We start from the raw sequence: 23,597 nt of genomic DNA, 5'->3' as shown, positions 1-23,597 counted from the left end.
GTCTGGAAGGGTCTGGAATGTTCCAGAAAGTCAGGCGGCCTTGCGGGCGGAGGTCATCAGTTTCATCAGGCTTTCCTGGCTGGCTTCCTCCTTGTTGAGGACACCGGTGATGGCGCCCTCAAAGATGGTGTAAATGCGGTCCGAGAGGCCCAGCAGTTCCGGCAGCTCGGAGGAAATGACTATGATGCCCTTCCCTTGGTTCGCCAGCTGCTGGATGATGCCATAAATCTCATACTTTGCGCCGACGTCGATCCCGCGGGTCGGTTCGTCAAGGATCAGCAGGTCCGGATCGGTGAACATCCATTTAGCCAGCACCACCTTCTGCTGGTTGCCGCCCGAGAGCTTCGCGACCCCTTCCTCCACGGACGGGGTCTTGGTGCGCAGCGACTTCCGGTAATCCTCGGCAACGGCAAATTCCTGGTTGTCATCGACGACCGAGCGCTTGCTGATCTTTTCCAGGTTGGCGGACACCGTCGTGGTCTTGATGTCGTCGAGCAGGTTCAGCCCGAGCGACTTCCGGTCTTCGGTGACGTAACCGAGGCCGGCGTCGATGGCCTGCCGGACGCTCTTCAGGGTGATTTCCTTGCCCTCTTTGTAGAGGTGGCCGGAAATGAAACGTCCGTAGGACCGGCCGAAGATTGACCTGGCAAGCTCGGTCCGGCCAGCACCCATCAGGCCGGCAAAACCGACGATCTCGCCGCTGCGGACGTGGAAGTTCGAGCCCTTGCAGACCAGGCGGTCCTCGATCTGCGGATGGCCCACGGTCCAGTTTTTGACTTCGAAGAGCACTTCGCCGATTTTCGGTTCATGTTCCGGGAAACGTGACTCCAGGGTCCGGCCGACCATGCCCTTGATGATCCTGTCCTCGTCGACACCGTCGGCCTTGACATCAAGGGTCTCGATCGTCTTGCCGTCGCGGATGATGGTGATGGAGTCCGCGATCTGTTCGATCTCGTTGAGCTTGTGCGAGATGATGATTGAGGTGATCCCTTTGCCCTTCAGGCCCAGAATCAGGTCCAGCAGGTGCTGGGAGTCGGACTCGTTCAGGGCCGCCGTGGGCTCGTCAAGGATGAGGATCTTCACGGACTTATTGAGCGCCTTCGCGATTTCCACGAGTTGCTGCTTGCCGACGCCGATTTCTTTGATCGGAGTGTCGGGATCCTCGCGGAGCCCGACGCGGGCCAAGAGCTCGATGGAGCGGCTGCGGGCCTCATCCCAATTAATGACGCCACGCTTGGTGGGCTCGTTGCCGAGGAAGATGTTCTCCATGATGGAGAGCTCCGGGATCAGGGCGAGCTCCTGGTGGATGATCGCAATTCCGGCGTGTTCGCTGGCCCTGATGTCCTTAAACTGCTGGACTTCGTTCTGGTAGACGATGTCGCCGTTGTAAGTGCCGTGGGGGTAGACGCCGGAGAGGACCTTCATGAGGGTCGACTTGCCGGCGCCGTTTTCGCCGCAGATGGCGTGGACTTCTCCGGCTTTGACCCGGAGGCTGACCTGGTCGAGTGCCTTGACTCCGGGGAATTCCTTGGTGATGGAACGCATCTCGAGAATGATCGGATCGCTGTGTGTGGTGTGGGACGTCATATGCCCTTACGCCTCCCATGGTGACTTCTTTGTCCGCCCAGCAAAGCGCAAGGTGGTCTGATGGAAAAGTAAACTGGATCACACCGGTTATCGTCAAGTCTTTAACGCAACTTCGGGGATAACGAAACGGCTACGTACGCCGGATGCCGGCGTATTGGAACACCAGCGCGGCTGCTCCCAAAGCCTCCGCGCGGTCCCCGAGTGAGGACATCGTCAGTGTGGTGGTCTCGCCGATCACCGGTACTGCATGCCGGATCAGCCCCCGTCGAATGGGGTCGAGCAGCAACTCACCCAGGCCCGCGAGCGGGCCTCCCACCACGATGACTTCAGGGTTGATCAGGTTCGCTACGTTGCCCAGGGCGCGCCCCACTGCCAGGCCTGCATCGTCCACCACGCGCAGTGTCGCGGAGTCGCGTGCCAGGGCCTTCCGGACGATGTCCGCAGGCGTGAGGGGAGGGTCTTCCCCGCGTCCGAGCAGCTCGATCATGGTGGTGGTGGAGGCGATGGTTTCCAGGCAGCCACGGTTGCCGCAGCGGCACACAAGACCGTGTTCATGGATAGTGGCATGGCCTATTTCACCGGTGATGCCTACTGTGCCGTAGTAGGGGGCACCGTTGAGGATCAGGCCTGCGCCGATGCCAGAGCCGATCTTGAGGAACATCAGGTTACTGACCCCCGTATGTGGCCCCCACGTGACCTCCGACCAAGCACCAAGATTGGCGTCGTTGTCAACAAAAATGGGGATTTTGAGGGTGTCTTCCAGGTGTTGGAGGATGTTGATGCCCACCCATTCCGGGAGGATGGCGCCCTGCGCGACGGTCCCGGTCCGGCGGTCGATGGGTCCAGGGATTCCGACGCCGGCACCTACCACCAGGCTCCGGTCCACGCCGCCTTCCTGGAGCAGTTTATCCAGCAGCACAACCGCCGCCTGGATGCCTTCCTCGGCCTGGTGGCCCAAGGGGAGCAGGACTGATTCCTCGGCGATCACGTGGTAGCTCAGGGACGCCAGGACCACACGGAGATGCCGCCTGCCGAAGTCGATACCCACGGCGACCGCGCCGTTGCTGTTGAGCCTCACGTTGAGCGCCCGGCGGCCGGAACTGGTGATCGGTTCGGTTGACGCCAGGCCCGCGTCCTGCATGATTTTGACGATGTTGGACACCGTTGCAGTGGATAGCCCGGTCTGGCGCGCAAGCTCGGCCTGCGTGGACGGGCCGCTCATGAGGGTCTCGATGATCCGTTGCTGGTTCAGTTGCCGGAGAGCTGACTGGGATCCCGGATTCTTTGGCTTGCTCCTCGTCGAGCGCGGTGTGGCGGACATGAAAAGAAGATTGCCCTACTTGACTCTTGTAGTCAAGAAGTTAACGCAAGGAGTCTGCTGGATGAGACAAATAGCTATGGGACGAACCGTCCGTCCTGTGGCGTCGGTGGTGCAATTGGCCCCGAAACCGATCGCGGCCGGTGGTTAGGCTGGACAAAGCGGCCGAATACTTCCTTCGGCTGTCCCGATCATGTGAGGTGGAAACGGTGCTGCTGGCCCTGATGCAGGCGAACGCCCGAGTACTGGACGTGGATGCAAACTGCGCTGCCCTGGATGCCGCTGCCCAGGCGGCCGCTGCTGACGGCGCAGCGGTCCTGGTCACCCCGGAGCTTTTTCCCGTGGGCTATGCGCCGCTGCGGCTCCGCACGGACCTAGACCCCTCCGGGCTTCCCGCCATCAGGGAAACGCTGTCGGGGATCGCCCGCCGCCACGGGATCGGACTGGCCTACAGCCTGCCGGCAGTCACGGACAGGGGCAATTGGCACATCACCTCCACGCTGGTGGACGCCACCGGCACTGAGCTTCTCAACTACGCTAAGGTGCACCTCTTCGGTGATGGCGAACGCGAGGCGTTCAGCCCCGCGGAGACGGGTCCCGCCGTCGTCGACTTCAACGGGTTCCGAACGTCGATGGTGATCTGCTACGACGTGGAATTTCCGGAGGCGGTCAGGGCGGCGGCACTGGCTGGAGCAGAGCTGCTCCTGGTGCCCACTGCGCTGGCGCACGGCTTCGAGACCGTCCCCCAGGTCCTGCTCCGCGCCCGCGCGCTCGAGAGTCAACTGACCATCGCCTATGCCAACCACTCCGGAAACGAGGACGGCTGCGAATTCCTGGGCGGTAGCGTCATCGCCGGGCCGGACGGTTCGCTGCTGGCCGCGGCGGGACCGGGAGCCGAACTCCTGTACGCCGAGGTGGATCCGGACGCTGCACGAAATGCCCGTGGCGTGGTGCCCTATCTCCGCGAACGCCGCCCGGAGCTCTACCGGTCCTGGGGTATCTGAGGCACCCCGCCCTCGAGGCCGTCCACGTACTGCAGTGCAATCCACAGTTCAGCGCGCACTTGGGCGGAGCCCAGGTCCATGGCCAGCAGCTCGGCCAGTGCATTGATCTGGCGCCGCACGCTGTTCCGGTGCATCCCGAGGGCTTTGGCGGTGGCATCCCAGTTGCCGTTTTCGCCCAGCCATGACTTCAGGACGATCAGCTGGGAGTTGCGGCGGTCAGGCTCCTGCGCCAGGACCGGTTCCAGCAGCCGGGCGGCAAGCATGGTGCCGGCGCTGCGGCCCAACAGTCCCGCGACTGACCACGTGACGTCATCCACTCGCACGCTTTCTCCGCTTGCCTGGACACGGGATCGCAGCGACGCCGCGCGCTGGTAGGCGGCAGGAAGGCCGGCCATTTCGGTGGGATCGCCCACCACCAGGCGCCAGCCCAGGTCCTCCACCTCGTGCAGCAGCGTGTCGTCCACTTTGAACCGCGTGACGGCGGCAAATCCGTATTCCGTCAGTTCCACCATCTTCGTGTCGAACAGCCTGCGCCACTGCAGCAGTTCCCGGACCGGCCCGTCCGGCGACGCGGTCGGCGCAGCATCCGCGCGGACGCCCTGAACCACCCGCAGGGCACCGGACAGGGTTCCGGAAACGCTTTGGGCCAGGAGGTCCCTAAGGACGTTCAGCCGCCGGCTTGATCCGGAGGCCAGACTCTCCGGACGCAGCAGGAGCGCCGTTGCCAGCTGGCTGGGGGCGAGCGAGCCGCTGGTGCGTTGTCGCACCAGCAGTTCCAGCAGCCCCACCACCGAGGACACCACGCTGTTCTGCGCCGGGGTCAGCGGCTTGTCCGTGCCCAGGATGAGGGCCCCGAGGGTGGCGTCTTTGGTGCTCCGGAGAGGATGGCCGAAGACGAAGGCCGAACCGTCCGTCGGAAACGAGTCTGCCTCCACCCGCGGGCCGTTGCCTGCCAGCAGCCGCTTGAGCATGGGTTGCAGGGCAGAAGGCTCGACGGTGGCGGCAGGGCCGGTCCCGCCGGTCCCGGCCGCTGCCGCACGGGCCCGCACGCGTCCGTCCGCACCGAAAAGCTGGGCCCACACCGGAACCTGCTGTGCCAGCTCGGACAGGAGCTCGTGCTCGGGCCTGGCCGACAGCACAGCCCGCATCAGTCGTCGATTGGTCTCCGCCAGCTGGCGGAAGACCCGGGCATTTCCGGATTCCAGGAGCTGGGAGAACTCCAGGCCGATGGCGGCGAAGGGGACGCTGCTGGGGATCTGCACCAGGGTGAGCTGATGGGTTTGGCAGGCTGAAAGTACGTGGTCCGGAACGTCGTCGAAGTAGGGCTCCAGGCCAAATCCCAAGGCGGCGACGCCTGCGCCGACCAGCCGCCGGACGTACGCTTCCGCCCGCTCCTTGGTGCCGCCGTCGTCCAGGAACGGCAGTCCCGCCGTGAGGACGAACTCCCCGTCCAGCAGGTAGGGCGTGGGATCCTCCAGCTCGCTGGGTTCCACCCAGCGCAACGGCGCGCTGGAATTACCAGCATCGTGCAGGACCCTGAGGTCCCGGGGGAGTGCTGCCAAAAACTGGCCCAGGGTCACCGCATCCAGGTGGTCCGCGGCATCAGGCTGCACGGAAGGAGCCCTCGCCGACGTGTCCGGCGCTGGCAAAGTTTGGTGCATTACGTCTCATGATTGAAAACTATAGGTCACTTTGCACATCCCTGAGATGCGGCTCACAGCCCTACGCTGGATAAGGGAAACCGACAACTACTCACGAACGGACGTCAACGATGACTGTGCCAACACTCTCCGGACCTGCCACAGGCCGCGCAGCCGGCCGTCCCGGGCTGGGCGCGCAACTGCTTCGCCGGAAGCCGATCGGACAGATGGTCAGCGAAGCGGAAAGCGGCCATGGCGGACCGAAGCTGGTCCGCAGCTTCGGGGTCCTGCAGCTGACCATGATCAGCGTCGGCGCCACCCTGGGGACCGGCATCCTGGTGATCCTCGGCGAATCTGTTCCGCTGGCCGGGCCCGCCATCTGGATCTCGTTCGCCATCGCCGGGTTCGCCGCGCTGCTTTCAGCCGTCTCTTATGCAGAAATGGCGGGCATGGTCCCCGTCTCCGGTTCCAGTTATTCGTACACCTACGCCACGATGGGCGAAGGCATGGCCTGGATCTGCGGCTGGTGCCTGGTCCTCGAGTACGCCGTCTCCGTCGCGGCTGTTGCCGTGGGCGCGGGCCAGTACGTGAACGAGGCCCTGGCCGTGTTCGGGCAGGTCCTGCCTGACGCCGTGTCCCAGCCCCCGGGCGGCGGCGGCCTGGTCAATATCCCTGCCATGGTCATCGTGGTGCTGGCAACCATCCTGCTGGTCCGCGGAGCCAAGGAAAGCGCCTGGATCAACACGTCCATCGTTGTGGTGAAGGTGGGTATCCTCCTCTTTTTCTGCGTCGTGGCCTTCACCGCTTTCAACGCGGGCAACTTCGAACCGCTCATGCCGATGGGCGCCGCCGGAGTCTCCGCGGCCGCGTCCCGGGTCTTCTTCTCCTACATCGGCTTCGACGCCGCCTCCACCGCCGGCGAGGAAGCCCGCAACCCCAAGCGCGACCTGCCCCGCGCCATCATGCTCTCCATGGTCATCGTCACCACCATCTACGTCCTGGTGGCCGTCGCAGCCATCGGCGCCCGCCCCTGGGGCTGGTTCGACGGCACCGAAGCGGCCCTCGTGAAGATCCTGGAAGAAACCACCGGCCAGCCCTGGGTCGCCTTTGTCTTCGCCGTCGGCGCCGTGCTGGCGATCGCGAGCATCGTCCTGACTGTGCTGTACGGCCAGACCCGCATCCTGCTCTCCATGTCCCGCGACGGGCTCATTCCGAAGGTCTTCGGCCGCGTCTCCCGCCGTACCGGCACCCCCGCGGCCGGCACGCTCCTGGTGGGCACCGCCGTCGCCCTCACCGCCGGGCTGGTCCCGCTTGGTGCCCTGGCCGACGCCACGAGCATCGGAACCCTGTTCGCCTTCGCCCTGGTCAACGTGGCCGTGATCTACCTGCGCCGCACCCGGCCCGAGCTGGAGCGTACGTTCCGCGTGCCGCTTTTCCCCCTGACCCCGATCCTGGGCGCCCTGATGTGCGCGTACCTCATGGCCAATCTCGGGGCCGAGACCTGGGTGACCTTCGGAATCTGGATGCTGGTGGGCCTGGCGGCCTACTTCGGCTATGGGCGCCGGAACTCCAGGGTGGCGGCGCTGAGCCTGGAGGAATACCGTGAGCTGAGCAGGCCGGAATCTTCAACGCTGTCCACCCCCGAACCAACGAAGGCAGAGCTTTCATGACCGTCGCCACCGAACTCCCGGCTTCCGACCCGGCCAGCACCCAGGCTGGCCCCATCACTATGCTGAACCCCGATTTTCCGTTCAGCTACGACCACTACCTGGCCCACCCGGCAGGGCTCGGCTCGGTTCCGCCGGAGCTTTACGGTACCGAAGTCGCTGTTGTAGGGGCAGGCCTTTCGGGCCTCGTCACGGCGTACGAACTGATGAAGATGGGCTTGCGTCCTGTTGTCTACGAAGCGGACCAGATCGGCGGCCGCCTGCGGACCGCCAGTTTCACGTCCGCTCCCGGCGTGGTGGCCGATCTTGGCGGGATGCGGTTCCCCGTGTCCGGCAGGGCCTTTTACCACTACGTTGACCTGCTGGGACTGGACACCCAGGATTTCCCCAACCCGCTGGCACCCGTCACCTCCAGTACCGTGATCGAACTGGCCGGCCAGAAGTACTACGCCGAGACCGCCCAGGACCTGCCGCCGTTCTTCCGCGAGGTTGCCGATGCCTGGAAGGCCGCAGTGAACGACGGCGCGAAGTTCGTCGAAATGCAGGAGGCCATCCGGGCCCGCGACACCGGCCGGATCAAGGACCTGTGGAACGAACTGCTGCCACTCATGGACGAGCAGACCTTCTACGGGTTCATCGCCGGGAGCGAGTCCTTCAAGGAAGCCGGCTTTGCGCACCGGGAGGCTTTCGGCCAGGTGGGCTTCGGCACCGGCGGCTGGGACACAGACTTCCCCAATTCCATCCTGGAAATTCTCCGCGTGGTCTACACCGACGCCGATGACCAGCACCGGCTCATCAGCGGGGGAGCCCAACGGCTCCCCGAGGCACTGTGGCAGCACGCGCCGTCGGGCATGGCCCACTGGCCGGACGGAACGTCCCTGGCGTCGCTCCACTCAGGCTCGCCCCGCGGGGCTGTGGGCAAGATCAGCCGCGATGCCGACGGCGACCTCCGGATCCGGGAGCGCTGGGGCCGCGAGGCAAGCTACCCTGCCGTGGTGACCACGTGCCAGTCGTGGCTGCTGTCCACGCGAATCCACACCGAGGAGGCACTGTTCCCGGCCGAACTGTGGACCGCGATCGAGCGCTCACACTACATGCAGTCGTCCAAGACGTTTGTGATGGTGGACCGGCCGTTCTGGAAGGACATCGATCCGGACACCGGCCGTGAGGTCCTGTCCATGACCCTGACGGACCGGCTGAACAGGGCCACGTACCTCCTGGATGACGGCCCGGACAAGCCCGCCGTGATCCTGCTTTCCTACACGTGGAACGATGACGCGCTCAAATGGCTGTCGCTGGATGCCGACGAGCGGGTTGAGCTGATGCTGCACTCGCTGGAGCAGATATACCCGAACGTGGATATTGCCAGCCACATCGTGGGCCAGCCAATCACCGTTTCCTGGGAAGCGGACCCCAACTTCATGGGGGCCTTCAAGGCGAACCTGCCGGGGCATTACCGCTACCAACAGCGCCTCTTCACGCACTTCAAGCAGGACAAACTGCCCGAATCCCAGCGCGGGATCTTCCTCGCCGGTGACGACGTGTCCTTCACCGCGGGCTGGGCCGAAGGCGCTGTGACCACCGGCCTGAACGCTGTGTGGGGTGTGGTGAACCATCTGGGCGGGTCCTCGGCGCCGGGCAATCCAGGTCCCGGCGAACTCCTGGACGCCATCGGGCCGATCAGCCTCGACTAAGCGTGCAGCTCCCGGTGCGCCCGCGCCAGTTCGACGTACCGGACGGCGTTCTGCCTGACGCCGTCGAACTCCTCGTCGGTGAGTTCCCGCCGTACCTTAGCGGGGACCCCGGCCACGAGTGACCGGGGCGGCACAACCGTCCCTTCCAGGACCACCGCGCCGGCTGCTACGAGGGAGCCTGTGCCAATCACCGCTCCGTTGAGGACGGTGGCACCCATGCCGATCAGGCAGTTGTCCTCCACCGTGCAGCCGTGGACGACGGCGGCGTGACCCACGCTGACGCCCGCGCCGACTGTGCAGGGGAAGCCCGGATCTGCGTGGAGGACCACGTTGTCCTGCAGGTTACTGCCGGCGCCGACGCTGATGGCGGCCGTGTCCGCCCGGACTGAAACACCATAAAAGGCGCTCGAATCCAAAGCGAGCGTGGCCTTGCCGATGATCGACGCCGTCGGGGCGATGAAGGCGGATGCATGAACGGCCGGTGATTCGCCGGCGAAATCGTAAAGGGGAGCCATGGGCCAAGCCTAGGACATCTGCGCAGGGGTGCGGAGGATCAGGAACTGGTAGTGCTGCGTCCAGTTCCCGGCGCCCGGGCCGGATTCTTCGCCCGTGCCCTCCGGCCAGGTGACAAAATCCTCGATCGTGCCGTGCCGTCCGAAAATCCGCCGTACTGTTTGGTCGCGGCGCCGGCTGAAGAAGCGGGGTTCGAGATCGTCCTCCGGGTTCAGACCTTCTTCGTCGTCACCGGACCAGAGGCCGACGGCGATGGGCGCGTTGGGTGCCGCAACGCGCACCAGTTCATGCAGGACGCCGTCGATATCGGCGGCGGGGATGTGCAGCAGCGTGCTCATTGACCAGACCGCGGGAAACGCGCCATCGGCGAACGGCAGGCTCCGGGCGCTTGCCACCGAGACGTCGAGGCCTTTGGACCGGGCCTGCCGGACGTGGACCTCGGCGAGGTCAACGCCGGTGTAATGGATTCCGGCCTGGACAAACTTCAGCCCGTCCAGTCCGGTGCCCGTGCCTATTTCCAGGATGTCGTGGCGGGCTTCGGATTTCAGCAGGCTGATGAACAGTTCGCGCTGTTCCACCCGCCGGGGCGACAGGGGATGATCCCAGCCGGACGCGGCGCGGCGGTTGTAGAACTCGGCGAGACGCTGCTCGCTCCCGTGTTCCTCCATCGCCGCCTCAGCTGGCTCCATGGCCCAGTCCTTTAGTGAGAGTCCGCTTAGTTAAAGACGACTGTCCGGTTGCCGTCCAGCAGCACGCGGTGTTCGGCATGCCATTGGACGGCCTGCGTCAGAGTACGGCCTTCAACGTCCCGGCCCATCTGCACGAACTGCTCCGGGGTCCGGGCGTGGTCCACGCGGATGACTTCCTGCTCGATGATCGGCCCCTCGTCCAGGGCGGCGGTGACGTAGTGGGCGGTGGCGCCGATCAGCTTGACGCCGCGGGCATGGGCCTGGTGGTAGGGTTTGGCGCCCTTGAAGGACGGCAGGAATGAGTGGTGGATATTGATGGCCTTGCCGGTAAGGTCCGCGCACAGCTCATCCGAAATGATCTGCATGTAGCGGGCCAGGACGGTCAGCTCGATATCGTGCTCGGCCATGAGGGCGCGGAGCTTGTCCTCGGCCTGGGCCTTGGTGTCCGGAGCGACCGGGATGTGGTGGAACGGGATGCCGTAAAACTCGGCCAGCCCGGCCAGGTCACGGTGGTTGGAGACAATAGCAGGGATCTCGATGGGCAGGGTACCGGAACGCTGCTGGAACAGGATGTCGTTGAGGCAGTGCGCGGACGTGCTGGCCATCAGCAGCGTACGCACCTTCTGGCCCACGGGGTTGAGGCTCCACCGCATGCCGAAGGAGTGGGCCACCGGCCCAAGGGCTGCCTGGACTTCGGCCCGGGAGGCCGTCGTGGTTGCTTCCACCCGCATAAAGAAGTTGCCGGTTGCGGGGCTGCCGTACTGCTGCGAGTCCAAAATATTACAACCCGCCACCAGCAGCGCACCGGCCACGGCGTGGACGATTCCGGGGCGGTCCGGGCAGGACAATGTCAATACGTAAGCTCGGTTCAGCTGCTCTTCAGTCACGACTACAAGCCTACCCGCGCTGCCCGTCTGCGTTTGGTAGTCTGGTGGGGTCGCAACTGGCGTTGGGTGGCTAACCACCAGGGAGTGGCAATCACGAAGACCACGGATCGTACGCCTGGGCCGAGGGTCATGTCTTACCGGAGCTGCACCCTTTAAGGATGCAGCTCACTTTCACGCCCTGTCATCAAGGGGCGGTGGGGTGCGCCAGCCGGTAGCCTGACCTTAGCAGTGCCCGTATCCCTGACCAGGAGTTTTTCGTGACTACTACCGCCACCACAACAGCCGCCGTCAGCAACCAGTCGCTGGCCGAGCTCGATCCCGAAATCGCCGCAGTCCTCAACCAGGAACTTGGCCGCCAGCGCGGCACCCTGGAAATGATCGCCTCCGAAAACTTCGCCCCGCGCGCCGTGATGGAAGCCCAGGGCTCGGTCCTGACCAACAAGTACGCCGAGGGATACCCGGGCCGCCGATACTACGGCGGCTGCGAATATGTGGACATCGCCGAGCAGCTGGCCATCGACCGCGTCAAGGCACTGTTCGGTGCCGAGTACGCCAACGTCCAGCCGCACTCCGGTGCGCAGGCCAACGCCGCAGCACTGTCCGCCATGATCACCCCAGGTGACAAAATCCTGGGCCTCTCCCTGGCTCACGGCGGCCACCTGACCCACGGCATGAAGCTCAACTTCTCCGGCAAGCTCTACAACGTTGCTGCCTACCAGGTGGAGCCGGACAACTTTCGCGTTGACATGGACAAGCTGCGCGAGCAGGCCATCGCCGAGAAGCCCCAGGTCATCATTGCCGGCTGGTCCGCCTACCCGCGCCACCTGGACTTCGCAGCCTTCCGCTCCATCGCGGATGAAGTGGGCGCGCTGCTCTGGACCGACATGGCCCACTTCGCCGGACTGGTGGCAGCCGGCCTGCACCCGAGCCCGGTGCCGCACTCCGACGTCGTCACCTCCACCGTGCACAAGACCCTCGCCGGCCCCCGCTCCGGTGTGATCCTGGCCAAGCAGGAGTGGGCAAAGAAGATCAATTCCAACGTCTTCCCGGGCCAGCAGGGCGGCCCGCTCATGCACGTCATCGCGGCCAAGGCCGTGGCCTTCAAGATCGCCGGCACCGAGGAATTCAAGGAGCGCCAGGAACGTGTCCTCGAAGGCGCCAAGATCATTGCCGACCGCCTCAACCAAGCCGACGTCGCCGAAGCAGGGGTCTCCGTCCTGACCGGCGGCACGGACGTGCACCTGGTCCTGGTGGACCTGCGCAACTCCCAGCTGGACGGCCAGCAGGCCGAGGACCTCCTGCACTCCGTGGGCATCACCGTGAACCGCAACGCGGTCCCGTTCGACCCGCGCCCGCCGATGGTCACCTCCGGCCTGCGCATCGGCACCCCGGCACTGGCCACCCGCGGCTTCGGCGCCGAGGAGTTCACCGAGGTGGCCGAGATCATCGCCACCGCCCTGAAGGCTGGCTCCGCCACGGACGTGGACGCCCTGCAGTCCCGCGTGGACAAGCTCGCCGCCGATTTCCCGCTGTACCCGCAGCACGAGCAGTGGTAATACATGACCACTGAGACTGGAACTGCACAGATTCTTGACGGCAAGGCTTCCGCCGCTGCCATCAAGGCCGAACTGACCGACCGCGTGGCCGCACTCAAGGCCAAGGGTGTCACCCCCGGACTGGGCACCATTTTGGTGGGCTCCGACCCCGGGAGCACCTGGTATGTGGGCGGCAAGCACAAGGACTGCGCCGAGGTGGGCATCACGTCCATCCGTCGCGACCTCCCCGAGGAAACCACGCAGGACGAACTCCTGGCCGTGGTCCGTGAGCTGAACGGGAACCCGGAGTGCACCGGCTACATCGTGCAGCTGCCCTTGCCCAAGCACATCAACCAGGACGTCATCCTGGAGGCAATGGATCCGGAAAAGGACGCCGACGGCCTGCACCCGATGAACCTGGGCCGCCTGGTGGCCAACGTCAGCGGACCCATGACATCGCCGCTGCCGTGCACGCCCAAGGGCTGCGTGGAGCTGCTCACCCGGCACGGCATCAGCCTCAAGGGCAAGCGCGTCCTGGTGGTGGGCCGCGGTGTGACCATCGGCCGGCCCGTCGGGCTGCTTCTGACCCGCAAGGACGTCAACGCCACGGTCATCCTGGCGCACACCGGGACCGTGGACCTGGCCGCCGAAGTCCGCCAGGCCGACGTCGTGATCGCTGCTGCGGGCGTCCCGCACATGATCAGGGCGGCGGACCTGAAACCGGGCGCCATAGTGCTCGACGTCGGCGTGAGCCGAGTGGACGACGGCAACGGCAAGGCGGTGGTCACCGGAGACGTGGACCCCGCCGCTGCTGACGTCGCCGCATGGATCTCCCCGAACCCGGGCGGCGTGGGGCCGATGACCCGCGCCATGCTGCTGGCCAACGTGGTGGAAACCGCGGAACGCCAGGCAGGGCTCGTCTAGCAGCAAGAACAGTACGACGGCGGTCCCGCACCTTCTCGCGAAGGGCGCGGGCCGCCGTCGGGCTTTAACGGCAGGCATGTGGTGTTCGCCGGGGGAAGAAGGTGCCTTGTTGCGCCGCGGCGTTTGAGACAATGGACCCATGCGATCTCTGGGTAACCCTCAAACTCCGTCCGGCCGGTCCAAGGGCGGCTTCTCCATGCTCAGGATCAGTGGCCCGGGAATAATGGTTTTTGTCATCGCTTTCCTCGTTGCCGTGATCTTTGCGGCCAACCAGAACGATGTCGTGGGCTGGGTTGTCGCCATCATCGCCGCGTTCTGGCTGGCCCTCGCAGCCTTTGTTGTGTTCAGCATCCAGAAGGCCGCCAAAAAAGCCGGCGCCAAGCTGACCGAGGCCCAGAACGCCTTCAACACTGCAGCCGGCCGCGCACCGTCGTCGTCCTCGGCCGACCATGGCGGCACGCGGGTGGTGTACGAACGCACCGAAGCGGACGGGGTCCGCGACCTCAAGCTGGACCACTCGTTCAAGATCGTCCAGGTGCAGATCCAGGTGGTGGAGAAGGAGCGCGCCAAGGGTGAGGCCGCGGACCAGGACACGATCCGCCGCGCGCTGGAGACCATCGAGATCACCGCCACCAACGCCCGCGACATGATCCGCGCCGGCGGCGGCACCGGCGACCCGGTCAGCGGAACCATCATCGACTAGAGTGGTGCGGGTGATCTCGGCATTGAAGAAGGACCACCTTCGCATCGCATCAGTCAACGTCAACGGCCTCCGGGCTGCCTACAAGAACGGTATGGCGGCATGGCTGGAGCCCCGCGAGGTGGACATTCTCTGCCTCCAGGAAGTCCGGGCGCCTGATGCGATCGTGCGCCAGCTGCTCGGTGATGGCTGGCACATCCTGCACGCCGAAGCCGAGGCCAAAGGCCGCGCGGGCGTCGCCATTGCGTCCCGTGACGAGCCGCTGGACACCCGCAACGGCATCGGCGACGACTACTTCGCCACCGCCGGCCGCTGGGTTGAGGCTGATTTCAGGGTGGCTGACGCCGCTGGGAACCCCGCGCAGCTGACCGTCGCCAGCGCCTACGTGCACTCCGGCGACGTGGGAACCCCGAAGCAGGTGGACAAGTACCGCTTCCTGGACGTCATGACCACCAGATTGCCGGAACTGACCAAGCACAGCGACCACGCCCTCGTGGTGGGCGACCTGAACGTGGGCCACACCGAGCGGGACATCAGGAACTGGAAGGGCAACGTCAAGAAGGCCGGCTTCCTGCCTGACGAGCGCGCCTACTTTGACCGCTTCTTCGGCGAGGACATCGGCTGGAAGGATGTCCACCGGGGCCTTGCTGGAGACGTCGACGGCCCCTACACCTGGTGGTCGCAGCGTGGCCAGGCGTTCGACAACGACACCGGATGGCGCATCGACTACCACATGGCAACCCCGGCACTCGCCGCCGCCGCGTTTTCGGCAGTGGTTGACCGGGCGCCCTCGTGGGACACCCGCTTCTCTGACCATGCTCCGCTGGTAGTGGACTACCGGCTCTAAGCCCCGAAGGTTCTTCCCATGACTAGCCCGACTTCACCGGTGACCAAAAAACGCATCCTCTCAGGGGCCAAGCCCACGGCCGACTCCCTGCACCTGGGCAACTACATTGGCGCTGTCCGCAACTGGGTGGACATGCAAGCCGAATATGATGCCGTCTTCTTCATCCCGGACCTTCACGCCATCACGGTGGACTTCGATCCCGCCGAACTGGCCAAGCGCACCCGTGTGGTTGCCGCGCAGTACATCGCCGCCGGCATCGACCCGGACAAGAGCATCTTCTTTGTGCAGTCCCATGTCCCCGAGCACGCCCAGCTGGCCTGGGCCCTGAACTGCATCACCGGTTTCGGCGAGGCATCCCGGATGACCCAGTTCAAGGACAAGACGCAGAAGTCGGGCTCGGACGCCGCGACGCTTGGCCTGTTCGCATACCCCACGCTCATGGCAGCAGACATCCTGCTGTACCAGACGGACCTCGTGCCGGTGGGCGAGGACCAGCGGCAGCATCTGGAGCTTACCCGCAACCTGGCCCAGCGCTTCAACACACGCTACGGCCACACGTTCACTGTGCCGGAGGCCACCATCCTCAAGGCCAGCGCCAAGATCTACGACCTGCAGAACCCCAGCGCCAAGATGTCCAAAACGGGGGAGTCGCCTAACGGTTCCATCCAGCTGCTGGAGGATCCCAAGCTCGCGGCCAAGCGCATCAAGTCCGCGGTCACCGACACCGGGTCCGAGGTCCGGTTCGATGCCGAAGCCAAGCCCGGGATCTCCAACCTCCTCACCATCTACTCCACCCTCACCGGGAAGTCCGTGGCCGAGCTGGAGGCTGCGTACGAGGGCAAGATGTACGGCCACCTGAAAGTGGACCTCGCGGAGGTCATGGTGGACTTCATCACGCCGCTGCGGAACCGCACCAATGAACTGATGGCCGACCCGGCCGAGCTGGACCGGCTCCTGGCCCAGGGTGCCGAACGGGCCAGGGAAATCGCCGCAGTGACCCTTGGTCAGGTCTATGAGCGCATGGGCTTCCTGCCGTCCCTCAGCCTTGCAGGAGTCCGCTAGCTCGATGTCCGCCGCCAGCAATGTCAGTGAAGGAATGAGCGTAGGCGTCATTCTGGGCTTTCCCCCTGCCATCGCCGAGGAACTTCAACGGTGGCGCGCTTCCTTCGGGGACCCCATGGCCGGGGTAATACCGGCGCACATCACGCTGGTCACCACCACACCCACCCAGGACTGGGCAGCCACTGAGGAGCACGTCCGCGAGGTGGCGCGGCGGCAGGTCCCGTTTATGGTCACCATTGCCGGGACCGGAACCTTCCGGCCGGTGTCCCCGGTGGTTTACATCAACGTGGAGGACGGGTTCGAGTCCTGCGTGGAGCTGCACGAAAAACTCCAGACGGGACCGCTGCACCGCGAACTGCCCTTCTCCTACCACCCGCATGTCACCATCGCCCACGATGTTGCGCCCGAAAGCCTGGACGAAGCCGAAACGGTGCTTGAAAGTTACCGGGCGACGTTCCCGGTGGTTAGCATGGGACTCTACGAGCACGATGCCGACGGCATCTGGCAGCTACGGGAAGAGTTGGACTTTGGGACCGAAACTGACGACGACGGCGGGTCCTTCGCCGCGGACGCCGACGCAAACGGAGCCACCGCTCCCCACTGAACATGTCCGCCTGAAGCTGGCCGTCATCCAGAAACGGATGGAGTGGGGCAAGGCCAGAAGGTCCGACGGCGGCCCGGTGGCCACCTCGCTGGCGATGCTGCAGTGGCTGCTTGCCCGGCTAAATACCTTCCGCCCGATGCGCGCCTGGCAGCACTACAACCTCCAGCACGGCCCGTTGATGAGCGCCGGCATCGGCTTCAATATGTTCTTCTCCATCACGGGCCTGCTGGCCACGGGTTTCTCCGTTGCCGGCCTGGTGCTGCGGGGACAGCCCGCCCTGCTGGACACCATCATCGGCAGCGTGGCCCAAAGCGCACCCGGACTGCTGAAGGTGCGCGGGGGAGAAGGGCTGGTTGATCCGACGGACCTCCTGAACCCGGACGGCCTCGGCTGGACTGCCGTGATTGCGGCCGTGGTTACAGTCATCACGTCGCTGCGCTGGATCGCCGGGATCCGCGACGGCCTGCGCGGCGTGGTGCAGCTGCCGCCCCTGAAGATCAATCCGATTGTCCTCAAATTCCGCGACGCCGGCACCCTCCTGCTCCTGGGAGTGGCCCTGGTGATCAGTGCCGGGGCATCCCTGGTGTTCGGCACGGCGGCCGGCTGGGTCACCGACTTCCTGCAGCTGGATCCGGCGGTGGCAGGTCCGCTGACCACCGTTGTAAAGATCGGTGTGCCGCTCACACTCAACTGGGTCACGGCGGTCATCATGTTCCGGCTGGCCGGTGGCCTCAAGCTCTCCCGGCGGGCATTCCTGGAGGGAACCATCCTTGCCGCCGTGGGCACCACGGTCCTGCAGGTGTTCAGCACCGAACTGCTGGCCGGCGCGGGACGGAACCCCATCCTGGCCCCGTTCGCCATCATCATCGGCCTGCTGATCTGGTTCAACCTGGTCAGCCAGGTCTACCTGGTGTCCGCCGGCTGGTCCACCATCCGCGAAGCGGACCTCAGGAACGCGCCTGCCGGCCAGGACAAGGCCCTGTGGGGCTCCCGGCAGGTCCAGCCTGGAAAGGTTCCACTGGAGGGCCACGTCGACGGAAAGCGCCCCGGTGCGGGGCACCCAGGAAGCCCGGCAGTTACTTCCCGGCGTCGAGGTACTGGTCGGCCCAGGCAGAAATAATCCTGGCCGCCCGGGCCGCCTGGCCCTTGCCGGTCAGCAGATGGTCGCTGCCCTCGAGGGAGACGAAGTTCCGTGGATGGCGTGCCGTCTGGAAAATGGTGCTGGCGTTCTCGATGCCCACGGTGTTGTCCGTGGGGGAGTGGAGCACCATCAGCGGCTTGTGCAGTTGCCGGATGCAGTCCGTGAGGTCCGCGTTCTCCAGGTCCTCCACAAAGTGCTTCCGGATCTCCACCCGTTTCCCGCCAAGGTCCACTTCCGCGCTGCCCTCGCTCAGGATCTTGTCCAGTGCGGCGTCAAAGACGTGGGCCACGTGCTTGGGTGAGAACGGTGCAGCCACTGTTGCGACCGCGTCCAGCTCCGGGATCTGGCGGGCGGCCGAAAGCACCGCCGCGCCACCGAAGGAATGGCCCACCAGCAGGGAGATGGCCTTCCCCTGGCTGCGCATGAACTCGGCGGCCACCACGGTGTCCGCCACCTTGTGGCTGAAGGAGCCCTCCGACCAATAACCTGCGGACTCGCCCAGCCCCAGGTTGTCGAACCGGAGCATCCCGATGCCGGTGTCAGCCAGGGCTTTGCACATGCGGGACGCCGCCGGGCTGTCCTTGCCCAGCGTGAAACCGTGGGAGAACACGCCCCAGCCCCGCACCGGCCCCTCCGGGATATCGATGATGCCGGACAGGAGCTCGCCGGTGGATCCTTCGAAGCTGACTTTTTCGGAGCGGGACATCGCGTGCTGCTTTCGTTGGTGGCGTCAGGTCTTAAACAACGACGGCGCCCATCCCACCTAAGGTGGGTGACGCCGTCGTAAGCAAGAACCTGAATTAGATCTTACGGGAGAGAATTGCCTGCTTGACCTCGGCAATTGCCTGGGTCACCTGGATGCCACGTGGGCATGCTTCGGAGCAGTTGAAGGTGGTGCGGCAACGCCACACGCCTTCCTTGTCGTTCAGGATTTCCAGACGCATGTCGCCGGCATCATCACGGGAATCGAAGATGAAGCGGTGGGCGTTGACGATCGCGGCCGGGCCGAAGTACTGGCCATCGGTCCAGAACACCGGGCAGGAGGACGTGCACGCCGCGCAGAGGATGCACTTGGTGGTGTCGTCGAAACGTTCACGGTCCTCGGCGGACTGCAGGCGTTCCTTGGTGGGTTCGTGGCCCTTGTTGATCAGGAACGGCATGACTTCGCGGAAGGACTGGAAGAACGGCTCCATGTCCACGATCAGGTCCTTCTCCACCGGCAGGCCCTTGATGGGCTCAACGGTGATGGGCTTGGTGGTGTCCAAGTCCTTCAGGAGCGTCTTGCAGGCAAGGCGGTTGCGGCCGTTGATGCGCATGGCATCGGAACCGCAGACACCGTGGGCGCAGGAACGGCGGAATGAAACGCTGCCGTCAATTTCCCACTTGACCTTGTGCAGGGCGTCCAGCACGCGGTCGGTGCCGTACATGGTCACCTTGAAGTCGTCCCAGGTGGCGTCCTCGGACACCTCAGGGTTGTAACGGCGGACGCGCAGGGTGACGTCGAACGTGGGGATCTCTCCGCCGCCTCCGATGTGTGCGGGCAGTTCGATCTTGGAGGCTGGTTCAGCAAGTTCAGCGGTCATCTTAGTACTTCCTCACCATCGGCTCGTAGCGGGTAAAGACAACCGGTTTGGTGCCCAGACGGATGCCGGCTGTTGTTTCCGCGGTCCCCGCGGTGCCGTCGGCCGGGGCGCGGTCATCCTTGTACGCCATGGAGTGCTTCATGAATTTTTCGTCGTCGCGTTCCGGGAAGTCCTCGCGGAAGTGTCCGCCGCGGGATTCCTCCCGGTGCAGGGCCGCCACGGTCATGACCTTGGCCAGTTCCAGCAGGAAGCCCAGCTCGACGGCCTCGAGCAGGTCCAGGTTGAAGCGCTTGCCCTTGTCCTGGACGCTGATCTTCTTGTACCGCGCCTCGAAGGACTCGATGTCCCTCAGGACCTGGTTCAGCGTGTCAGCCGTACGGAACACCTGCATGTTGGCGTCCATGGTGTCCTGGAGCTCCTTGCGGATTACCGCCACCTTCTCGTCGCCGTTGCCGTTGCGGGCAATATCCAGCAGCTCGATGGTGTAAGCCTCCGGGTCCTCCGGGAGGTCCACGAAGTCAGCAGTCTTGGCGTACTCGGCGGCAGCGATGCCGGCGCGCTTGCCGAACACGTTGATGTCCAGCAGTGAGTTGGTGCCCAGGCGGTTGGAACCGTGGACCGAAACGCAGGCAACCTCGCCGGCGGCGTACAGGCCCGGGATGACGGTGTCGTTGTCCTGCAGGACTTCGGTGGTGATGTTGGTGGGGATGCCGCCCATGGCGTAGTGCGCCGTGGGGAACACCGGAACCGGCTCTGTGTACGGTTCCACACCCAGGTAGGTGCGGGCGAACTCGGTGATGTCAGGGAGTTTGGCATCGATGTGCGCCGGCTCCAGGTGGGTCAGGTCCAGGAGGACGTAGTCCTTGTTGGGGCCGCAGCCGCGGCCTTCACGGACTTCGTTGGCCATGGAGCGGGCCACGATGTCACGCGGTGCCAGGTCCTTGATAGTAGGGGCGTAGCGCTCCATAAAGCGTTCACCCTCGGAGTTACGCAGGATAGCGCCCTCGCCGCGTGCGGCTTCGGAAAGCAGGATGCCCAGGCCGGCGAGGCCTGTCGGGTGGAACTGGAAGAACTCCATGTCCTCCAGCGGGATGCCACGGCGGAAGGCGATGCCCATGCCGTCACCGGTCAGGGTGTGGGCGTTGGAGGTGGTCTTGAAGACCTTGCCGGCGCCGCCGGAAGCGAAGATCACGGACTTGGCCTGGAACACGTGCAGCTCACCGGAGGCGAGGTCATAGGACACGACGCCGGCAACACGCTTCTGTTTGTACGGCGTGCCGTCCTCGCGGACCGCGTCTTCCTCGACCGTCAGGAGGTCCAGGACGTAGTACTCGTTGTAGAACTCCACGTTGTGCTTGACGCAGTTCTGGTACAGCGTCTGCAGGATCATGTGGCCGGTGCGGTCTGCTGCGTAGCAGGCACGGCGTACGGGTGCCTTGCCGTGGTCACGGGTGTGGCCGCCGAAGCGGCGCTGGTCGATCCGGCCTTCGGGCGTGCGGTTGAACGGCAGGCCCATCTTTTCCAGGTCCAGCACGGCGTCGATGGCTTCCTTCGCCATGACCTCGGCGGCGTCCTGGTCAACCAGGTAGTCGCCGCCCTTAATGGTGTCGAACGTGTGCCATTCCCAGTTGTCTTCTTCGACATTGGCAAGGGCCGCACACATGCCACCCTGCGCAGCACCGGTGTGCGAGCGGGTGGGGTAGAGCTTGGTCAGTACTGCTGTTCGCGCGCGCTGACCGGACTCGATCGCGGCGCGCATGCCAGCGCCACCGGCACCGACGATGACTACGTCGTACTTATGGACCTGCATACTTGGGCGCTCTTTCTCTCAAAATTCGCTATAAAACAACGGGCGGGCGTTGCCTGCACCGCAAAACACAGCCTGCGGCTCACCGCGGGCAGCGGCTGAACTGGCTACGAGGGGCAGAAGCCGCCGGGCAGCGGAACGCCGTCAACCACGGGGCACGGGTTGAAAGTGAAGATCACCAGGGTGCCAAGGACGATGATCACGGTGGTGGCCGCGTAGAGGACGATCTTGAGCCAGAGACGGGTGGAATCCTTCTCGGCGTAGTCGTTGATGATGGTGCGTACGCCGTTGGTGCCGTGCAGCATGGCCAGCCACAGCATGGCGAGGTCCCAGACCTGCCAGAACGGGTCAGCCCACTTGCCGGCGACGAAGCCGAAGTCGATGGCGCGGATGCCCTCACCCACCAGGAGGTTCACGAAGAGGTGCCCGAAGATGAGCACCACCAGCACTACGCCGGACAGGCGCATGAACAGCCACGCGAACATTTCGAAGTTGCCCCGGCTGGCGCCCGTGCGGCGGTACTGGGGGGAGATCTTGCCGCTGCTGTTTTTCCCACTGCTGTTTTTCCCACTGCGTGGGCTGTCGATAGTTGCAGTCATGGCTTAGTGACCTCCGAGTGCGAGGGAAAGGTGGCGGATGGAGAAGCCGACCATAACAACTACCCACAGGGCCAGGACGGTCCACAGCATCTGGCGCTGGTACTTGGCGCCCTTCTTCCAGAAGTCGACGGCGATAATCCGCAGGCCGTTAAAGGCGTGGAAAACAATCGCGGCAACCAGGCCCGTTTCACCCAGGGCCATAAGGGGGTTCTTGTAGGCACCGATGACAGCCGTGTAGGCCTCCGGAGACACACGCACCAATGAGGTGTCCAGCACATGGACCAACAAGAAGAAAAAGATCACTACACCGGTAATCCGGTGTCCTACCCAGGACCACATGCCTTCACGGCCGCGGTACAAGGTGCCAGCTGGTTTTGTCGGCACTGATAAACCTCCCTGCAACACAGCGGCGCTGGCATGAGATCCACGCGGGGGGAACGCCTGCTGCGAGAGCAACTCGTAGCTCAGGCCTAAATCTAGGCTTCGCTCACAGCTTATTCAATTTAGGAACTCCTTGGTGACCCGCAATGCCCGCGTTTTGCCTGCATATGAGACGAACACCACACTAAGGCGCGCCCTCGGGCGTTGGCGGAGGGTTCTGAAGGGGCAGTTCACGGCTCGTCAGCTAAAGTAGGCGGTGATGAGTACAGACACAGTGACAAGCCCGGATTCACCCCTGAACCGCTTCATTGCGGTGATTCCGGCAGGCGGAGTGGGGACCCGCCTTTGGCCCCTGTCGCGAGCAGCCGCTCCAAAATTCCTGCACGACCTCACGGGGTCCGGCAGCACTTTGCTGCGCGCAACCTACGACCGGCTGGAGCCGCTCGCAGGCAGGAACGTCCTTGTGGTGACCGGCACTGCGCACCGGGCCGCCGTCTGCCGGCAACTGCCCGAGGTCCAGGAGTCGGACCTGGTCCTGGAGAGCGAGCCCAAGGATTCCGGCGCCGCCATCGGCCTGGCTGCCGCCATCCTGTATGAGCGCGACCCGGACACCATCATGGGTTCCTTCGCCGCGGACCAGGTCATCAGTCCTGACCACCTCTTCCAGGCAGCCGTCCGCGAGGCCATCCACACGGCTGCCGCCGGCAAGATCGTGACGATCGGCATCAAGCCGACGCACCCGTCCACGGGCTTCGGCTACATCCGCGCCGGCGAGGCGCTCCACATCAACGGTGCGCCCAGCGCCCAGGCCGTGGTGGAGTTCGTGGAAAAGCCGGACGAGGAAGTTGCCCAGCAGTATGTGGACAGCGGCGAGTATGTCTGGAACGCAGGAATGTTCGTGGCTCCCGTTGCCCTGATGCTGAGGCACCTTGAGGCCAACCAGCCGGAGCTGTTCAAGGGCCTCCAGGAGATCGCCCAGGCCTGGGACACTCCCGAACGTGACGCCGTCACAGCCCGCGTCTGGCCCACGTTGCCCAAGATCGCCATTGACTATGCGGTGGCCGAGCCTGCCGCCGCTGCCGGCGATGTTGCCGTTGTGCCGGGCACCTTCGGTTGGGACGACGTCGGGGACTTTGCTTCGGTGGGCCGGCTCAACAGTGCGCGGGAAGTCGATGACGTCACCGTTATCGGTGAAGGCGCCCGGGTTTTCACCGAAAACGCGAGCGGTGTGGTGGTTTCGGACACGAAGCGCGTGATCGCCCTGATCGGCATCAAGGACGTGGTCATCGTTGACACGGGCGATGCCCTCCTGGTGACCACCAAGCAGCACGCGCAGCGGGTGAAGGGAGCCGTTGACGCGCTCAAGGCCAGTGGCGATACCGACGTTCTGTAACCCGGTCGGGAGTGTTCAGCCG

The 23,597-nt window shown here is 64.8% G+C and carries 22 protein-coding genes; 11 read left to right on the top strand and 11 right to left on the bottom strand.

What is annotated here, in order from left to right:
* Window positions 1–30 precede the first annotated feature (30 nt).
* Both mmsA and DAD99_RS03175 read right to left on the bottom strand, forming a co-directional pair.
* Entirely contained in the window at window positions 31–1,587 is a 1,557-nt protein-coding gene (gene mmsA, locus DAD99_RS03180; protein WP_185262890.1) for a multiple monosaccharide ABC transporter ATP-binding protein, read from the bottom strand.
* Between the two features lie 130 nt (window positions 1,588–1,717).
* The gene (locus tag DAD99_RS03175; protein WP_193340291.1) at window positions 1,718–2,908 is read right to left on the bottom strand and encodes an ROK family transcriptional regulator; all 1,191 of its coding nucleotides are present in this window, start codon (window positions 2,906–2,908) and stop codon (window positions 1,718–1,720) included.
* Between the two features lie 221 nt (window positions 2,909–3,129).
* Between DAD99_RS03175 and DAD99_RS03170 the strand changes: the two genes are divergently transcribed.
* Window positions 3,130–3,909 (top strand): nitrilase-related carbon-nitrogen hydrolase, encoded by a 780-nt coding sequence (locus DAD99_RS03170; protein ID WP_193340337.1) that lies wholly within the window; start codon window positions 3,130–3,132, stop codon window positions 3,907–3,909.
* Here the strand turns inward: DAD99_RS03170 and DAD99_RS03165 are convergent.
* On the bottom strand, window positions 3,888–5,570 hold the full coding sequence (locus DAD99_RS03165) for a PucR family transcriptional regulator (RefSeq protein WP_193340290.1): 1,683 nt from the start codon (window positions 5,568–5,570) through the stop codon (window positions 3,888–3,890). The two genes, DAD99_RS03170 and DAD99_RS03165, sit on opposite strands and share 22 nt — an antisense overlap.
* 110 nt (window positions 5,571–5,680) lie before the next feature.
* Here DAD99_RS03165 and DAD99_RS03160 point away from each other — a divergent pair, with 110 nt between their 5' ends.
* Both DAD99_RS03160 and DAD99_RS03155 read left to right on the top strand, forming a co-directional pair.
* Window positions 5,681–7,219, top strand: coding sequence for an amino acid permease (locus DAD99_RS03160; RefSeq protein ID WP_193340289.1), 1,539 nt, complete (start codon window positions 5,681–5,683; stop codon window positions 7,217–7,219).
* Window positions 7,216–8,910, top strand: a complete 1,695-nt coding sequence (locus DAD99_RS03155) for an NAD(P)/FAD-dependent oxidoreductase (protein WP_193340288.1) — start codon at window positions 7,216–7,218, stop codon at window positions 8,908–8,910. The genes DAD99_RS03160 and DAD99_RS03155 overlap by 4 nt, the downstream gene beginning before the upstream one ends.
* Here DAD99_RS03155 and DAD99_RS03150 read toward each other — a convergent pair.
* Genes DAD99_RS03150 through purU form a run of 3 tightly spaced genes read right to left on the bottom strand, consistent with a single transcriptional unit; the run spans window position 8,907 to window position 10,999 of the window.
* Entirely contained in the window at window positions 8,907–9,425 is a 519-nt protein-coding gene (locus DAD99_RS03150) for a gamma carbonic anhydrase family protein (protein ID WP_185262895.1), read from the bottom strand. The two genes, DAD99_RS03155 and DAD99_RS03150, sit on opposite strands and share 4 nt — an antisense overlap.
* A 9-nt stretch (window positions 9,426–9,434) precedes the next feature.
* Entirely contained in the window at window positions 9,435–10,112 is a 678-nt protein-coding gene (locus tag DAD99_RS03145; RefSeq protein WP_227007562.1) for a class I SAM-dependent methyltransferase, read from the bottom strand.
* Between the two features lie 26 nt (window positions 10,113–10,138).
* Complete coding sequence (gene purU / locus DAD99_RS03140) at window positions 10,139–10,999, bottom strand: formyltetrahydrofolate deformylase (RefSeq protein ID WP_193340287.1); 861 nt, start codon at window positions 10,997–10,999, stop codon at window positions 10,139–10,141.
* 257 nt (window positions 11,000–11,256) lie between these two features.
* Between purU and glyA the strand changes: the two genes are divergently transcribed.
* The 7 genes from glyA (at window position 11,257) to DAD99_RS03105 (ending at window position 17,791) form a co-directional block, all read left to right on the top strand.
* Window positions 11,257–12,555: a serine hydroxymethyltransferase gene (gene glyA / locus DAD99_RS03135; RefSeq protein WP_219729688.1), complete on the top strand. Its 1,299-nt coding sequence runs from the start codon at window positions 11,257–11,259 to the stop codon at window positions 12,553–12,555.
* A 3-nt stretch (window positions 12,556–12,558) separates the two neighbouring features.
* Window positions 12,559–13,458 (top strand): bifunctional methylenetetrahydrofolate dehydrogenase/methenyltetrahydrofolate cyclohydrolase, encoded by a 900-nt coding sequence (locus DAD99_RS03130; protein WP_185262897.1) that lies wholly within the window; start codon window positions 12,559–12,561, stop codon window positions 13,456–13,458.
* Window positions 13,459–13,597: 139 nt separating this feature from the next.
* On the top strand, window positions 13,598–14,161 hold the full coding sequence (locus DAD99_RS03125) for a hypothetical protein (protein ID WP_193340286.1): 564 nt from the start codon (window positions 13,598–13,600) through the stop codon (window positions 14,159–14,161).
* Window positions 14,162–14,171: 10 nt separating this feature from the next.
* Window positions 14,172–15,005 carry an exodeoxyribonuclease III gene (locus DAD99_RS03120; RefSeq protein ID WP_193340285.1) on the top strand — a complete coding sequence of 278 codons (834 nt, stop codon included), beginning with the start codon at window positions 14,172–14,174 and terminating at the stop codon, window positions 15,003–15,005.
* A gap of 18 nt (window positions 15,006–15,023) precedes the next feature.
* Entirely contained in the window at window positions 15,024–16,067 is a 1,044-nt protein-coding gene (trpS, locus tag DAD99_RS03115; RefSeq protein WP_193340284.1) for a tryptophan--tRNA ligase, read from the top strand.
* Window positions 16,068–16,071: 4 nt separating this feature from the next.
* Window positions 16,072–16,671 carry a 2'-5' RNA ligase family protein gene (locus DAD99_RS03110; protein ID WP_227007561.1) on the top strand — a complete coding sequence of 200 codons (600 nt, stop codon included), beginning with the start codon at window positions 16,072–16,074 and terminating at the stop codon, window positions 16,669–16,671.
* A gap of 37 nt (window positions 16,672–16,708) precedes the next feature.
* A complete protein-coding gene (locus tag DAD99_RS03105) occupies window positions 16,709–17,791 on the top strand; it encodes a YihY/virulence factor BrkB family protein (RefSeq protein ID WP_193340282.1) in 1,083 nt (360 codons plus the stop codon).
* On the opposite strand, the gene DAD99_RS03100 is transcribed toward DAD99_RS03105, so the two are convergent.
* From DAD99_RS03100 to sdhC, 5 genes are all read right to left on the bottom strand, one after another.
* Window positions 17,748–18,518, bottom strand: coding sequence for a S9 family peptidase (locus DAD99_RS03100; protein ID WP_193340281.1), 771 nt, complete (start codon window positions 18,516–18,518; stop codon window positions 17,748–17,750). The genes DAD99_RS03105 and DAD99_RS03100 overlap by 44 nt on opposite strands.
* Window positions 18,519–18,612: 94 nt before the next feature.
* Window positions 18,613–19,395, bottom strand: a complete 783-nt coding sequence (locus tag DAD99_RS03095; RefSeq protein WP_058929685.1) for a succinate dehydrogenase iron-sulfur subunit — start codon at window positions 19,393–19,395, stop codon at window positions 18,613–18,615.
* Window position 19,396: 1 nt separating this feature from the next.
* The gene (gene sdhA / locus DAD99_RS03090; RefSeq protein ID WP_185262905.1) at window positions 19,397–21,205 is read right to left on the bottom strand and encodes a succinate dehydrogenase flavoprotein subunit; all 1,809 of its coding nucleotides are present in this window, start codon (window positions 21,203–21,205) and stop codon (window positions 19,397–19,399) included.
* A 104-nt stretch (window positions 21,206–21,309) separates the two neighbouring features.
* Complete coding sequence (locus tag DAD99_RS03085) at window positions 21,310–21,801, bottom strand: succinate dehydrogenase hydrophobic membrane anchor subunit (RefSeq protein WP_193340280.1); 492 nt, start codon at window positions 21,799–21,801, stop codon at window positions 21,310–21,312.
* 3 nt (window positions 21,802–21,804) lie between these two features.
* Entirely contained in the window at window positions 21,805–22,185 is a 381-nt protein-coding gene (sdhC, locus tag DAD99_RS03080) for a succinate dehydrogenase, cytochrome b556 subunit (protein WP_082576094.1), read from the bottom strand.
* Between the two features lie 256 nt (window positions 22,186–22,441).
* Between sdhC and DAD99_RS03075 the strand changes: the two genes are divergently transcribed.
* Complete coding sequence (locus tag DAD99_RS03075) at window positions 22,442–23,575, top strand: mannose-1-phosphate guanylyltransferase (protein WP_185262907.1); 1,134 nt, start codon at window positions 22,442–22,444, stop codon at window positions 23,573–23,575.
* The last annotated feature ends 22 nt before the right edge of the window (window positions 23,576–23,597 follow it).

Source organism: Pseudarthrobacter sp. AB1 (assembly GCF_014926485.1).
In the GTDB taxonomy this organism is placed as follows: Bacteria; Actinomycetota; Actinomycetes; order Actinomycetales; family Micrococcaceae; genus Arthrobacter.
The sequence above is the reverse complement of the archived record's forward strand: the minus strand, read 5'-3'. Positions and strand labels throughout refer to the sequence as shown.

Excerpts from the sequence above, each read along its gene's own strand:
- mmsA (WP_185262890.1), bottom strand. The coding sequence starts at position 1,587 with ATGACGTCCCACACCACACACAGCGATCCGATCATTCTCGAGATGCGT.
- DAD99_RS03175 (WP_193340291.1), bottom strand. The coding sequence starts at position 2,908 with ATGTCCGCCACACCGCGCTCGACGAGGAGCAAGCCAAAGAATCCGGGA.
- DAD99_RS03170 (WP_193340337.1), top strand. The coding sequence starts at position 3,130 with ATGCAGGCGAACGCCCGAGTACTGGACGTGGATGCAAACTGCGCTGCC.
- DAD99_RS03165 (WP_193340290.1), bottom strand. The coding sequence starts at position 5,570 with ATGCACCAAACTTTGCCAGCGCCGGACACGTCGGCGAGGGCTCCTTCC.
- DAD99_RS03160 (WP_193340289.1), top strand. The coding sequence starts at position 5,681 with ATGACTGTGCCAACACTCTCCGGACCTGCCACAGGCCGCGCAGCCGGC.
- DAD99_RS03155 (WP_193340288.1), top strand. The coding sequence starts at position 7,216 with ATGACCGTCGCCACCGAACTCCCGGCTTCCGACCCGGCCAGCACCCAG.
- DAD99_RS03150 (WP_185262895.1), bottom strand. The coding sequence starts at position 9,425 with ATGGCTCCCCTTTACGATTTCGCCGGCGAATCACCGGCCGTTCATGCA.
- DAD99_RS03145 (WP_227007562.1), bottom strand. The coding sequence starts at position 10,112 with ATGGAGCCAGCTGAGGCGGCGATGGAGGAACACGGGAGCGAGCAGCGT.
- DAD99_RS03130 (WP_185262897.1), top strand. The coding sequence starts at position 12,559 with ATGACCACTGAGACTGGAACTGCACAGATTCTTGACGGCAAGGCTTCC.
- DAD99_RS03125 (WP_193340286.1), top strand. The coding sequence starts at position 13,598 with ATGCGATCTCTGGGTAACCCTCAAACTCCGTCCGGCCGGTCCAAGGGC.
- trpS (WP_193340284.1), top strand. The coding sequence starts at position 15,024 with ATGACTAGCCCGACTTCACCGGTGACCAAAAAACGCATCCTCTCAGGG.
- DAD99_RS03110 (WP_227007561.1), top strand. The coding sequence starts at position 16,072 with ATGTCCGCCGCCAGCAATGTCAGTGAAGGAATGAGCGTAGGCGTCATT.
- DAD99_RS03105 (WP_193340282.1), top strand. The coding sequence starts at position 16,709 with ATGGAGTGGGGCAAGGCCAGAAGGTCCGACGGCGGCCCGGTGGCCACC.
- DAD99_RS03100 (WP_193340281.1), bottom strand. The coding sequence starts at position 18,518 with ATGTCCCGCTCCGAAAAAGTCAGCTTCGAAGGATCCACCGGCGAGCTC.
- DAD99_RS03095 (WP_058929685.1), bottom strand. The coding sequence starts at position 19,395 with ATGACCGCTGAACTTGCTGAACCAGCCTCCAAGATCGAACTGCCCGCA.
- sdhA (WP_185262905.1), bottom strand. The coding sequence starts at position 21,205 with ATGCAGGTCCATAAGTACGACGTAGTCATCGTCGGTGCCGGTGGCGCT.
- DAD99_RS03085 (WP_193340280.1), bottom strand. The coding sequence starts at position 21,801 with ATGACTGCAACTATCGACAGCCCACGCAGTGGGAAAAACAGCAGTGGG.
- DAD99_RS03075 (WP_185262907.1), top strand. The coding sequence starts at position 22,442 with ATGAGTACAGACACAGTGACAAGCCCGGATTCACCCCTGAACCGCTTC.